Annotated in this window: 14 protein-coding genes, 1 tRNA gene and 2 pseudogenes; 10 read left to right on the top strand and 7 right to left on the bottom strand. The window is 63.4% G+C overall.

Annotation, left to right across the window (positions count from 1 at the left end):
- On the top strand, window positions 1–1,068 hold a 1,068-nt coding region (locus B7X30_RS14135), incomplete at its 5' end, for a DNA gyrase C-terminal beta-propeller domain-containing protein (protein ID WP_286731396.1).
- A gap of 65 nt (window positions 1,069–1,133) precedes the next feature.
- On the opposite strand, the gene B7X30_RS14130 is transcribed toward B7X30_RS14135, so the two are convergent.
- The 4 genes from B7X30_RS14130 to B7X30_RS14115 all read right to left on the bottom strand — a co-directional run bounded on the left by B7X30_RS14130 (window position 1,134) and on the right by B7X30_RS14115 (window position 4,419).
- Window positions 1,134–1,670, bottom strand: a complete 537-nt coding sequence (locus tag B7X30_RS14130) for an OmpA family protein (protein WP_286731394.1) — start codon at window positions 1,668–1,670, stop codon at window positions 1,134–1,136.
- A 75-nt stretch (window positions 1,671–1,745) separates the two neighbouring features.
- Window positions 1,746–2,174: a GNAT family N-acetyltransferase gene (locus B7X30_RS14125; protein WP_286731391.1), complete on the bottom strand. Its 429-nt coding sequence runs from the start codon at window positions 2,172–2,174 to the stop codon at window positions 1,746–1,748.
- Window positions 2,175–2,349: 175 nt separating this feature from the next.
- Complete coding sequence (locus tag B7X30_RS14120) at window positions 2,350–2,802, bottom strand: RidA family protein (protein ID WP_286731388.1); 453 nt, start codon at window positions 2,800–2,802, stop codon at window positions 2,350–2,352.
- A 120-nt stretch (window positions 2,803–2,922) separates the two neighbouring features.
- Window positions 2,923–4,419 carry a Do family serine endopeptidase gene (locus B7X30_RS14115; RefSeq protein ID WP_286731385.1) on the bottom strand — a complete coding sequence of 499 codons (1,497 nt, stop codon included), beginning with the start codon at window positions 4,417–4,419 and terminating at the stop codon, window positions 2,923–2,925.
- A 129-nt stretch (window positions 4,420–4,548) separates the two neighbouring features.
- Here B7X30_RS14115 and B7X30_RS15825 point away from each other — a divergent pair, with 129 nt between their 5' ends.
- The 6 genes from B7X30_RS15825 (at window position 4,549) to B7X30_RS14085 (ending at window position 8,311) form a co-directional block, all read left to right on the top strand.
- The gene (locus B7X30_RS15825) at window positions 4,549–4,947 is read left to right on the top strand and encodes an SIMPL domain-containing protein (RefSeq protein ID WP_286731383.1); all 399 of its coding nucleotides are present in this window, start codon (window positions 4,549–4,551) and stop codon (window positions 4,945–4,947) included.
- Window positions 4,914–5,252, top strand: a complete 339-nt coding sequence (locus B7X30_RS15820; protein ID WP_286731382.1) for an SIMPL domain-containing protein — start codon at window positions 4,914–4,916, stop codon at window positions 5,250–5,252. Before B7X30_RS15825 ends, B7X30_RS15820 begins: the two co-directional genes overlap by 34 nt.
- A gap of 96 nt (window positions 5,253–5,348) precedes the next feature.
- The gene (gene purU / locus B7X30_RS14100; RefSeq protein WP_286731380.1) at window positions 5,349–6,224 is read left to right on the top strand and encodes a formyltetrahydrofolate deformylase; all 876 of its coding nucleotides are present in this window, start codon (window positions 5,349–5,351) and stop codon (window positions 6,222–6,224) included.
- Between the two features lie 25 nt (window positions 6,225–6,249).
- The gene (locus B7X30_RS14095) at window positions 6,250–6,702 is read left to right on the top strand and encodes a YybH family protein (RefSeq protein ID WP_013122223.1); all 453 of its coding nucleotides are present in this window, start codon (window positions 6,250–6,252) and stop codon (window positions 6,700–6,702) included.
- A 4-nt stretch (window positions 6,703–6,706) separates the two neighbouring features.
- On the top strand, window positions 6,707–7,738 hold the full coding sequence (locus B7X30_RS14090; protein WP_465020152.1) for a YheT family hydrolase: 1,032 nt from the start codon (window positions 6,707–6,709) through the stop codon (window positions 7,736–7,738).
- A gap of 3 nt (window positions 7,739–7,741) precedes the next feature.
- Window positions 7,742–8,311 carry a DUF2946 family protein gene (locus tag B7X30_RS14085; protein ID WP_286731377.1) on the top strand — a complete coding sequence of 190 codons (570 nt, stop codon included), beginning with the start codon at window positions 7,742–7,744 and terminating at the stop codon, window positions 8,309–8,311.
- 74 nt (window positions 8,312–8,385) lie between these two features.
- On the opposite strand, the gene B7X30_RS14080 is transcribed toward B7X30_RS14085, so the two are convergent.
- Complete coding sequence (locus B7X30_RS14080) at window positions 8,386–9,018, bottom strand: c-type cytochrome (protein WP_286731374.1); 633 nt, start codon at window positions 9,016–9,018, stop codon at window positions 8,386–8,388.
- 304 nt (window positions 9,019–9,322) lie between these two features.
- Here B7X30_RS14080 and B7X30_RS14075 point away from each other — a divergent pair.
- Window positions 9,323–9,398 (top strand) — tRNA-Arg (locus B7X30_RS14075).
- 110 nt (window positions 9,399–9,508) lie between these two features.
- On the opposite strand, the pseudogene B7X30_RS14070 reads toward B7X30_RS14075, so the two are convergent.
- Window positions 9,509–9,676 (bottom strand): annotated as a pseudogene (locus B7X30_RS14070) (IS21 family transposase); the annotation flags it as partial.
- Window positions 9,677–9,791: 115 nt separating this feature from the next.
- On the opposite strand from B7X30_RS14070, the pseudogene B7X30_RS14065 reads away from it, so the two are divergent.
- Both B7X30_RS14065 and B7X30_RS14060 read left to right on the top strand, forming a co-directional pair.
- Window positions 9,792–9,953: pseudogene (locus tag B7X30_RS14065) on the top strand (ATP-binding protein); the annotation flags it as partial.
- 646 nt (window positions 9,954–10,599) lie between these two features.
- On the top strand, window positions 10,600–10,851 hold the full coding sequence (locus B7X30_RS14060; protein ID WP_286731371.1) for a hypothetical protein: 252 nt from the start codon (window positions 10,600–10,602) through the stop codon (window positions 10,849–10,851).
- 81 nt (window positions 10,852–10,932) lie between these two features.
- Here the strand turns inward: B7X30_RS14060 and B7X30_RS14055 are convergent.
- Window positions 10,933–11,641: cation transporting ATPase C-terminal domain-containing protein (locus B7X30_RS14055; RefSeq protein WP_286731369.1), on the bottom strand; the 709-nt coding region annotated here is incomplete at its 5' end.

Here is an 11,641-nt window from a genome sequence, read left to right as displayed (position 1 = left end):
GTGATCGAGACCATCCGCAACAGCGACGATCCCAGGCCGGCGCTGATGGCGCGCTTCGATCTCACCGAGTTGCAGGCCGACGACATTCTCGACATGCGGCTGCGCCAGCTCGCACGGCTGGAAGCCATCCGCATCGACAAAGAACTCGCCGCCCAGCGCACTGAAGCCGCCGAACTGCAAAAACTGCTCGCCGACGAAAAAGCCATGACCCGGCGCATCATCAGCGAGATCGAGGCCGACGCCAAACAGTTCGGCGATGACCGCCGCACCCTCATCCAGGCGGAGCAACGCGCCGTGGCCGAGGTCAAGGTGGTCGATGAAGCCGTCACCGTCATCGTGTCGCAAAAAGGCTGGCTGCGCGCGCAGAAAGGCCACGGCCTGGTGCTGTCCGCCCTCACCTTCAAGCCGGGCGACGCGCTCTACGCCACGTTCGAATGCCGCAGCGTCGATCCCCTCGTCGTGCTCGGCAGCGACGGCAGGGTTTATTCCATCGAGGTCGCCGACCTGCCCGGCGGGCGCGGCGACGGCCAGCCCGTCACTTCTTTCATCGAACTCGCACCGGGCACGCAGGCCCTGCATTACCTCGCGGGCGCCCGCACCACGGCGCTGCTGCTGTGGACGGCGCAGGGCTTCGGCTTTGTCACCCACATCAGCGATGCCCAGAGCCGCCAGCGCGCGGGCAAGACCTTCGTCACCCTCGAAGACGGCGACACCCTGCAGCGCCCACTGGTGCTCGACACCGACGCCGACGGCGGCCCTTTCGGGCGTCTGGCCACGCTCAGCGCAGACGGCCGCCTGCTGCTCTATCCGGCCGCAGAAGTCAAAACTCTGGCCCGCGGCGGAAGGGGGATCACCCTGATGGCGCTCGACGCCAAGGAAACCCTGCAAAGTGTGGCGCAGTTGGCCGCCGAACGCGACGCCCTGCTCGTCAGCGGCAAAGGTCGTGGCGGCACGGAACGCAGCGCCACACTCAGCGCCGCACAGCAAACCGCTTATGTCGGCAAACGCGCCCGGCGCGGTCGCAAGCTCGAGGTGACGTTCAAGCCGGACCGCCTGAGCCGCGCGTAAAACAGAACGCCAACAAAAACGCCCTGTACAAAGGCAGGGCGTTTTTGCGTTGTCGTGCGGAGGTTTTACTTCACCACCACCTCTACCCGGCGAGCTTCGACGCCGCTGGCGCCGCCCGTCGTTTCCGCCGGTTTTTCGAGGGTGATGCGATCAGCCGACACGCCTTGCGCCACCAGCGCATCGCGCACCGCGAAAGCGCGCTTCTTCGCCAGCTCGGCATTCAGCGCCGCGGAACCCGTCGCGTCGTGATAGCCGCTAATCACCACCGAGTGCCCTTGCGCCACGGCCTCGGCAAATTGCTTGAGCGCGGCATCAGCGCCCGCCGCCAGATCGGCCTTGCCACTGGCGAAGTAGAACTTGATCACCCCGTTTTCCACCACCACGCGAGCGCCATCGGCCTCTGCATTCATCAGTTGCGGCATCGAGGTCGCCAGCATGGGGGCGGACGGCGCGGAAGCTGTGGCCGGTGCGGCTGCGGCCTGCCCTTGCGCCCCGCCGCCATCTTTGATGGCTACGCCGACAATCACCGCCACCGTCGCGAGCACGGTCGCCAGAACCACGCCGACAATGGGAACGTAGTTGTCATCATCCTGAAAAAACATGCCGATTCCTCCCTGAACCGTGAAAGTGCCGCAACCCGGTACGGCAAACCGGCAGCATTCTAGTTTCCTTGACGCTCAGTCCGGCACGCGCAGCTCGAACAGGTGCTGCACCTTGGTCTGGGCAAAACCCAGACGCAAATAGAACTGATGGGTGCGCAGGCGCTCGGCGCGGCTGCGGACTTGCAGCACGGCCAGTCCCTGCGAACGCGTCCAGTCGATGGCGCGGCGCACCAGCTCCGCACCCAGGCCTTCGCCGCGGTGCGCCTCGTCCACCACCAGCCCGGCAATTTCGGCGCAGAGCCCGGACTCCAGATGCAGCACTTTGAGCACATGCGTCCAGGCGACCACTCGCCCTTGCACTTCGGCAACAAACACCGCGTGATCGGCTGATGGCAAGACGAGTGCAAGCCGCTCGCGCATGAGGGCCGCGGTGGCGGGATAGCCCAGTTGACCCGACAGTGCGGCGAGCGCCTCGGCGTCGCCCAGCTCGGCTTTGCGTATCACCTCAGAGGGTGTGAATGAATCCGGCGTGGCCGAGCAGCGCGTCCAAACGCCCCCGGTCAAGACGCAAAGCACAGCCGTGCCCGTCGGCACGGCGCGCGCTTACGACGCCGAACGCAACGCCGAGCGGGGGTGTTTGGGCGCGAGGAGCGGACATAGCGGATTTGTTCACACCCTCTCACACCTCGGCGATCAGTTCGATTTCCACCGCGGCGCCCATCGGCAGCTGCGCCACGCCAAAAGCGCTGCGGGCATGCGCGCCGCGTTCGCCGAACACCTGGGCGATGAGCTCCGACGCGCCGTTGATCACCAGATGATGCTCGGTGTAATTCGGCGCGGAGTTCACCAGACCGAGCAGTTTCACCACGCGCTTGACCCGCTCCAGATCGCCCACTGCGGCCTGCAGCGTGCCCAGCAGGTCGATGGCGATGGCGCGCGCCGCTTCCTTGGCGGTCGCGGTGTCCATGTTCGTACCAAGCTGCCCGACCCACACCTTGCCCTCTTTTTTCGCAATATGGCCTGAGAGAAACACCAGATTGCCGGTCTGCACGTACGGCACATAGGCAGCGGCGGGGGTGGAAACGGGGGGCAGGCTGATGCCCAGATTCTTGAGGTTTTGTGCGATCGACATGGTGTACTCCTTCGGGAAAACCCGAGTGTAGAACACACCCGCAGCCAGATCGCGCATAAAAAAGCGGGGCCAGCGGCCCCGCGAAACACTGCTTGGAGGAAAGGAAGTTGAGGAAAGTTTTCAGCCGACCTGTACCGGCACGAAGATGCGGTTGCTGCCGCGCTGAATCAGCAAGGCCACCGATTTGCCCGCACTCTTCAGGATGCCACGCACCTGATCGATGCTGCTGACCGACTTGCCGTCGACCGCAATCAGAATGTCGCCAGGCTGGATGCCGGCCTGTTCCGCCGGGCCGCTGACGCCCTCGACCAACAGCCCATGCGACACGCCGGCCTGCTGCTCTTCATTGGCGTTGAGCGGGCGCACCACCAGACCCAGTCCGCCGTGATCGCCCTGCGCGCCCGGGCTGGCCGAAGCGAGGGTCACGTTGTCGCTGAAGTTGCCCAGAACGGCGGTGATGGTCTGCTGCTTGTGATCGTGCCACACGCCCAGGGTCACTTTGCTGCCGGGCTCGGACAGGCCGATCATCATCGGCAGATCGGCCGAATCGTTCACCGGCTGGCCGTTCACGCTGAGAATGATGTCGCCCGGCTGGAGACCGGCCTTGGATGCCGGGCTGTCTTTCTCGACCTGCGCGACCAGCGCGCCGCGAGGCGTTTGCAAACCAAAAGAGGTCGCCAGGTTTTGCGTCACCGTCTGCACCGCGATGCCCAGCCGTGCGTGCTGCACCTTGCCATGCTCGATGATCTGCTTGGCCACGCGCTCGGCCACATTGATCGGGATGGCGAACGACAGCCCTTCAAACGCGCCGGTCTGCGTGAAGATCTGCGAGTTGATGCCGACCACTTCACCCTTGGTGTTGAACAGCGGCCCGCCCGAGTTGCCGGGGTTTACCGCCACGTCGGTCTGGATGAAGGGCACCATGCTGTCGTCGGGCAACGAGCGGCTCTTGGCACTCACAATCCCCGCGGTCACCGTGTTGTAGAAACCGTAGGGCGAACCGATGGCCAGCACCCAGTCACCTGGCTCCAGATTGGACGGGTTGCCCAGCCGCACCGTGGGCAGATTGGTCGCCGGAATCTTGATCACCGCGATGTCGGTCTTGGTGTCGTAGCCCAGCACCTTGGCCTTGTAAGTGCGATGGTCGGTGAGGGTCACACGCACCGAGCTGGCGCCCTTGACGACGTGCGCGTTGGTCAGAATCAGCCCGTCGGAGCTGATGATGAAGCCCGAGCCCAGCCCTTCGGTCGGCACTTCCTGCTGCTGGCCGTTATTGAATTGCTGGAAGAAGCGGAAAAACGGATCGTTCTGGAACTGCTTGGGAATCTGTTGCTGCTGCACCGTTTCCTTGGTTTCGCCCTTCACATTGATGTGCACCACCGCCGAGCCGTAGGCCTTGACGATGGAAGCGAAGTTCGGCGCGTTCACCGCCACATTGGTCGCTGGTGCGGCCGGCGGATTGTTGAATAGCGGCACGACCTTGTGGTTCATCTCAACCTGCGGCGCCGTTTCGGCATAACTGAACTGATAGGCCATGGTGCCGGCTCCGGCGATGATGCCCGCTGCCGCCAGTGCGGCCCAGAGTTTTGACGAAACCTTCGATTTTTTGCTTTGCATGACTGCCTCCGAAACGATTCAAACGAGTTGCGATGGTGGAATGTTCGCTGCCTTGCCTTAGACTCGGCTTAAGGGTCTGCGTCTGGGGTCTGCGCCAGTCGCGTCCGATCTTTGTCTGCGAGAAAAACCATGTCATCACGTCCTGTTTTGCGTCCAGTTTCACCCGTCGCCGGTCTATGGCTCGCCAGCCTTCTGTTCTGCGCTGCCGCGCAGGCGCAGTCCCTTGCACAGCCCACCCCGGGGGTGGTCGCGGGGGTGGTCGATCTGCAGGCCACGGCGCAGGTTGAAGTAGTGCCCGACCTCGGGGTGATGACTCTGGCCGTGGAACGCAGCGGGGCTGACCCGGCCAGCCTCACCGCGCAAGTCAGCAAGTCGCTCGAAGCGGCCTTGAAGCAGGCCCGCACCGTGCCCGACTTCGAGGCCAGCAGTGGGGCGTTCACCACCCAGCCACCGGACTGGTGCTCAAGTCGCACGACTTTGCCGCTTTGGGCAAGATGGCCGGGCAACTGGCGCAGCAGGGCTTCATGATCGAATCCAACGGCTTCGAACTCTCCAAGGCCCTGCGCGACCGCGAGGAAACCACGCTGATCGATTCGGCCATTGCACGCTTCAAGTCCAAGGCCGCCACGGCGGCGCGCGCGCTGGGCTACGGCAGCTACACCCTGCGCACCCTGAGCATCGAACCCACGCAGGGACAACTGCCGCAGCCCCGCCCCATGATGATGCGCGCCGCCGCGCCCATGGCCGAAGAGCAAGCACCCGCCGTACCCCTGGCCACAGGGCGTACCCCGCTGCAGCTCACGGTGCAGGGATCGGTGCAGCTCACTCGCTGATACGCCGCCTCTATTTCCGCCTCTAGTTCTCTCTTCGCTTCCGGGCCCTAAAATCGCGGGCTTGCCCTTCTTCCCTGCCGTCCCGCACGGCCCGGTATGCTTCACACCCCGCCAGAATTCGTTCTCACCCTCTCGTGCCCGGACGCGCCCGGCATCGTGCATTCGGTCTCCGGCCTGCTCTATCAGGCGGGTTGCAACATCATGGATTCGCAGCAATACGGTGACGCCGACACCGGGCTGTTTTTCATGCGGGTGCACTTCTCCGCCCCGGAGCATCTGCAGGACGCCGCCCAGCTCGCGCTGTTGTTCGGCGATGTGCGCAAGCGCTTCGACATGCAGGCTCAGTTTCACGATCTGCGCATTCGCCCCAAGGTCGTCATCGCCGTCAGTCACTACGGCCATTGCCTCAACGATCTGCTCTACCGCTGGAAGGCCGGGCAACTGGCGATGGACATCGCCGCCGTCGTCTCCAATCACACCACTTTCGCCGATCTGACGCGCAGCTACGGCATCGAGTTTCACCATCTTCCGCTGAAGGCCGGAGAAGCCGCCGAAACCAAGCGGGCGCAGGAACAGGCCCTCTTCGGCGTGATGCAACAAAGCGGCGCGGCGCTGCTGGTGCTCGCGCGCTATATGCAGATTTTGAGCGCCGAGTTCTGCGCCCAGATCGAAGGCCGAGCCATCAACATCCACCACTCTTTCCTGCCCAGCTTCAAGGGGGCGCGCCCCTACGCGCAGGCCTATGCGCGCGGGGTCAAGCTCATCGGCGCCACGGCGCATTACGTCACCGCCGATCTCGACGAAGGCCCCATCATCGAGCAGGACGTCGAACGCGTCGACCACACCATGAGTGCGGCCGATCTCACCGCCGTCGGCCAGGATGTGGAGAGCGTCGTGCTCGCGCGCGCCGTGCGCTGGCAGGTGGAGCATCGCATTCTGCGCAACGGCCACAAAACCGTGGTGTTCCGCTGACCCGACACAACGACCGAGACCCATCATGCCGCGCCGCAAGCTCCCGCCCCAAACCCCCTGGACCAACTCGCCCGATGATGTCGAAGCCGCGTTCTACGAGGCTCTTTCCAGCGGCAATCTCGACGCGCTGATGGCCCTGTGGTCGGAAGAAGACGAGATCTGCTGCATTCATCCCGGCGGCCAGCGGCTGGACGGTCAGGCAGCGATACGCGAGGGCTTCGCGCAACTGTTTGTCAACGGCGGTTTGCAGATCAATGCCGAGGTACAGCACCGCTGGCACAGCATGACCAGCGCCGCACACAGCGTGGTCGAACGAGTGCCGCTCGATGTGGACGGCCAGCCACAATGGGGCTTCGTGCTCGCCACCAATCTGTTCGTACAAACCGCCGCCGGGTGGCGCATCGTGCTGCACCACGCCAGCCCCGGCGCGCCGCAGGCGCCGCTGGCCGCCATGGCGCCGACCGACGTCCTGCACTGAGAGGGTGTCGACGAATAGCGTCCCGCTTGGCCTCCTTACCCGCACCGTGTCTTCGACCAAGGCCGCAACTCCCTATACCGCACCGCTTTGGCTGCCCGGCGGGCAGTTGCAGACGGTGGTGCCTGCACTGATCTCACGTCCCGGCGCGCGTCGCCCCGCGTTGCGCCGCGAACGCTGGACGGCGCCCGACGGCGACTTCATCGACGTGGACTGGCTGGACGCCCCGTTCGGCCCTTCCGCCCCCCTGCTGGTACTGTTCCACGGGCTTGAAGGTTCGTCGCAGAGCCACTACGCACAGGCGATTCTCGCCGCCTGCGCCCAGGTCGGCTGGCAATGCGCCGTGCCGCACTTCCGGGGCTGCTCGGGCGAAGACAACCGCGCGCCACGCGCCTATCACTCCGGCGATTTCACCGAGATCGACTGGATACTCCAGAGATTCACCAAGACCCGCCCGCGCGCGCCCTTGTACGCCGCCGGCGTGTCGCTGGGCGGCAATGCGCTCTTGCGCTGGGCGCAAGAGCAGGGCGCGGCCGCCAGCCAGCGAGTGCGCGCCGTGGCGGCCGTCAGCGCGCCGCTCGATCTGGCCGCCGGAGGCCGCGCCATCGCCACCGGCATGAGTTACCAGATCTACACCCGGCTTTTTCTACGCACCCTCAAGCCCAAGGCCCTGCGCATGATCGCGCGTCACCCCGGGCTGGCCGATCCGCAGCGCGTGCGGCGTGCGCGCAATCTGGGCGAGTTCGACGATGCCTTCACCGCCCCTATCCACGGCTTCCGCGACGCGGCCGATTATTGGGAGCGCGCTTCCAGCAAACCGCATCTGCGCGAGCTTCGCGTCCCCACCCTTATTCTCAACGCGCGCAACGACCCCTTCCAGCCCGCCGACGTGCTACCCGTCGCCAGCGCCGTCTCAGATTGGGTGCGGCTTGAGCAACCCGCCCACGGCGGCCACGTCGGTTTTGCTCAAGGCAGCCTGCCCGGGCATCTCGACTGGCTGCCGCAGCGTCTGCTGCACTTCTTCCAACACGGAAATTAACCCATGGACAGCGCGGTACTCCAAGCCATGTCACGCTGGCCCAGCGTGCCACGCTGCACCGGCTGGCTGGCCCTCGACCAGCGCGGCCAATGGTGGATGCGCAATCACGCTGGCCCCACCACCTGGCCTCGCGATGCAAAGGGGCGACTGGACAAAACCGACGCCGGCCCCGTCCTGCATGCGGGCCTGGCCGCTTTCATCGGCCGCAACTACACCGTCGATGCCACCGGCGCGTGGTACTTTCAGAACGGCCCGCAGCGGGTCGATGTCAGCCTGGAAGCCGCGCCGTGGATCATCCGCCTGCATCACAATGCCAGAGCAGGCGCACTTTGGAGCACGCATACCGACCAGGCTTGCAAGGTCGAATCCCTCTGGCTGGATGATCGGGGTCAGGTGTGGCTGCGTACCGACCTCGGCCCCGGCCTGCTGCACAGCGCCGACATGTCCCTGCTCGCCGACCATCTCGATGCCCCGGGCACACAACTCTGCCTGCCCAACGCCGTCCCCCTGACCATCGGCCACTTCACCGAGTCGCCTGCTGAGTTCTTTGGTTTTCGGCCCGATCCCCCCTGAAGTTGGCGACAAAAAAGCCCGCAGATCGCGGGCTTTTTTGTCGCAACGAAGGCGGGGAGCACCCCCTTCGACACTTATTTCGACTGAGCCACCATATAGTCCACAGCGGCCTTCACGTCATCATCGCTCGCCGAAGAACCGCCCTTGGGGGGCATCATGCCGAGCTTGCCCGTGTAGCCATGAATAGCACGGTCATACAGCACCGCGTCGCCCTGCGCAATGATTGGCGCCCAGGCTGCCTTGTCGCCGACCTTGGGCGCGCCCGCCACACCCGCACCGTGGCAAGCGATACAGGTGGATTCGTACAAGCCCTTGCCGTCCACCTTGGTCGCCGCAACCGGCACCGCGGCACCGCTGCTTGAGCCCGCCGGCGTTGTCGCTGCAGCAGAAGCCGCAGGCGCCGCAGCGGCTGTGGTCATCGAGGCCGCATTCTGCTGTGCCGCAGCCTGACTGCTGGCCGCCACTGCGGCAGAGCCCACCGGAGCAACCCGCGCATCCACCTCAGCCGTCGCCAGCGCCTCCGAACCCGCCGGTGGCTGGCTGCTGCTGCCGATGTAAAACGCAATCAACAGCAACAAGACGATAGGAACAATGAAGCCGACGCCCATCACCATCAGAATCTTGCGCAGAGTCGGCGCAAAAGGCAGATCAGACACATCGTCGGAACTGGAAGAAGCGGAATGGGAATTCGAGTGCGGTGCGCTCATAGCGGTCGAGTGTAAAAAGTGGAAATCTGAAAAATTGCAGACGACATGATATGCGTTGCACACGATCCCTCGACGGGGTCAACCCCAACACCGCCCGCCAGAGATCCTGAATTTGATTCGCATCATATTCAGAAACATTCTGTAATGCGACATACCGTCGCCCCCTGTCGACCGAACCTCAAGTCAAATTCAAGTCAAATCTGCGGGCAGCCAAAGCAGAAGCCCTCCTGACATTACGGCCGCGACAGCCCCCGATCAGGTTAAGATGTTGCGTTGCACGGAAGTCACAACGCACCTTCCGCCTGCGCCCGTAGCTCAGTGGATAGAGTATTGGCCTCCGAAGCCAAGGGCCGCTGGTTCGATTCCAGCCGGGCGCACCAAGAAAACAAAAGAAAAACAGGAACTTATAGAACAGGCCCACACCACACGCCGTGTGGCTTTTTTGTGCCAAAAACGCCCGTTTGTGGGAACGCATTCCCACTCAATTCCCAGTGAGCTTGCCCGCCTCATCGCTGCGCCGGTATCTGGGCTCCTCCAGCACCGGCGTCTTGAGCCACTTGCGCACCGTGGTGCGCGACAAACTCGTCAGCCGCACGATCTCCCGAACAGACTTCTTCTCGCGAAAATACATCCGCTTGACTTTGCCAATCATGGCCATGGTGATCACTCCTTCTCCCCTGCTCAAAAAAAAGGCAGGGTAGGTTGAACACCCGGGTCAAATTTGGATCGGCACTATCACTGTAGGTGGGTCAATTCTCGGTCGGCGTCAACACAGCCAATTGCCCATCGAGCACTGGCATGCCTGGATCGGTGACGTCACCATCGCCGACGCTATCCTCGACCGTTTCATGCAGCAGCACCACCGCTTCACCCTGACCGGCGACTCGTTGCGCCAGGCTCCGAAACCGCCAAAAATGGAGGAAAAAGCCGACTAATCGTGACCGACCAACCTAAACTGTGAGCGCGCAACACCTCATGCTGCATGACCGGTCACGTTCGACCGAAATCGTCGGTCACGTTCGCCGAAATACGCACTCTGCGTCGCACAGTCGGTTGAAGACCATCACACGGATCGCGTGCTCGACTTGCTTGCCCAGTTCCTTCGTTACTGTTTGATGCGGCCGCAAGAGGAGGATCATCTTGATTTCGGGGTTGGACGATGCATGGGCGCGCAGCCCGATTAGACGTTCAAGCGGTCCTGTCGTGGTGCGGCTCCAGTTGCAAACAGTCCAGTCGTGTTCGCTTTTCCGGATCGAACTGACGCAGAACCCTGAGGATTGAGGGCGCACCACCCGGCAAGCAGTGCATCGGCGGCACCACTCACGACTGGTTAAGGAACAAAGACGCCGCCGTGGGGATCCATCGTCAAGCTGATATGGCCTGCTGCGTCCAGATCGTTGACGCGGGTGTTGGCCGCCCTCCCAATGAGACTGTGGGTCGCACCGCGGATTCCGCGACCCAGTCTCACAGATTCCAAAGTGTCCTGCCCTCGGCGAAGCCCGGACGGGGTTGGCGGAGTTGAAGGGTTGCAGTACAAACTTTTCATGCGATGCTGATACGAAAGAACGAATCCTGAACCCCATGCAACAAGACAACCCGAACCTGATCGGCAAAACTTGGGCCGAAATCCAAGCAATTGAAGCGCAGTCCAGCCGCGATGACTACGACCCACGGACCGACTGGGACTCACTCGTTCAGGCTGCCAAGGTGCGGCAGGCCCAGTCGGACGCACAGTTCGCGGCGAATCCGTCGCAGACCCTCCCCGCATCCGACGGCTTGGCCGTCGTCATCGCCCGCCTCGAAGTACTGACGCGTCAGGCGAACGCACACTAATGTGCGCGAACTGCGTTGGGATTACGAGTCGATAGACTGCCGCAGAGCGGCAGTTCGACGCCTCTAATGCCGCTCCGCAGACTAATTTTCCGCGGGTGCGGCATATCTTTTGTAGAACCAGCGCTTGCCCAATTCCACCAGAGACAGATAGACCGCGAGCAACACGGCCAGAAGGCCGAAGAACTCCAGCGGCAGCGGCACGAATCCCAGGCCGCTGGCGACCGGCGAGAACGGAAGCAGCATCGCCAATGCGACCACGCCGAGCGACAGCCAAGTGAGCCAGGGGTGCGGATGGCTGCGCAGCGGATTGCGGCGGGTGCGGATGACGAAGATCACCAGCACCTGGGTGGCGATGGACTCGACGAACCAGCCGGTATGGAACAGGGTCTCGTCGGCCTTGAGCAATGTCATCAGCAAGTAAAAAGTCAGCAAGTCGAACAGCGAGCTGATGGGGCCAATGGTCAGCATGAAGTTGCGGATGAAGGTCATGTCCCAGCGCCGCGGGCGCACCAGATCCTCTTCATCCACGTTGTCCAGCGGCAGCGGCAGTTCTGAAAAGTCGTAGAGCAGGTTGTTGAGCAGAATCTGCAGCGGCAGCATGGGAAGGAAAGGCAGGATGAGCGCCGCTGCAGCCATGCTGAACATATTGCCGAAGTTGGAGCTAGTGGCCATCATGATGTACTTCATCACATTGCCGAAGGTGCGACGACCTTCGAGAATGCCGGCATGCAAGACGCCGAGGTCGTTTTCCAGCAGGATCATGGCAGCGGCCTGCTTGGCCACGTCTACC

Origin of the sequence: Thiomonas sp. 13-64-67 (genome assembly GCF_002282795.1) — a bacterium.
GTDB lineage: Bacteria > Pseudomonadota > Gammaproteobacteria > Burkholderiales > Burkholderiaceae_C > Thiomonas > Thiomonas arsenitoxydans.
This window is presented reverse-complemented; position numbering and strand designations above follow the sequence as displayed.

Coding starts and splice junctions, on each gene's coding strand:
- B7X30_RS14130 (WP_286731394.1), bottom strand. CDS start 1,670: ATGTTTTTTCAGGATGATGACAACTACGTTCCCATTGTCGGCGTGGTT.
- B7X30_RS14115 (WP_286731385.1), bottom strand. CDS start 4,419: ATGCAAAGCAAAAAATCGAAGGTTTCGTCAAAACTCTGGGCCGCACTG.
- B7X30_RS14120 (WP_286731388.1), bottom strand. CDS start 2,802: ATGTCGATCGCACAAAACCTCAAGAATCTGGGCATCAGCCTGCCCCCC.
- B7X30_RS14060 (WP_286731371.1), top strand. CDS start 10,600: ATGCAACAAGACAACCCGAACCTGATCGGCAAAACTTGGGCCGAAATC.
- B7X30_RS14085 (WP_286731377.1), top strand. CDS start 7,742: ATGGACAGCGCGGTACTCCAAGCCATGTCACGCTGGCCCAGCGTGCCA.
- B7X30_RS15825 (WP_286731383.1), top strand. CDS start 4,549: ATGTCATCACGTCCTGTTTTGCGTCCAGTTTCACCCGTCGCCGGTCTA.
- B7X30_RS15820 (WP_286731382.1), top strand. CDS start 4,914: ATGGCCGGGCAACTGGCGCAGCAGGGCTTCATGATCGAATCCAACGGC.
- purU (WP_286731380.1), top strand. CDS start 5,349: ATGCTTCACACCCCGCCAGAATTCGTTCTCACCCTCTCGTGCCCGGAC.
- B7X30_RS14080 (WP_286731374.1), bottom strand. CDS start 9,018: ATGAGCGCACCGCACTCGAATTCCCATTCCGCTTCTTCCAGTTCCGAC.
- B7X30_RS14095 (WP_013122223.1), top strand. CDS start 6,250: ATGCCGCGCCGCAAGCTCCCGCCCCAAACCCCCTGGACCAACTCGCCC.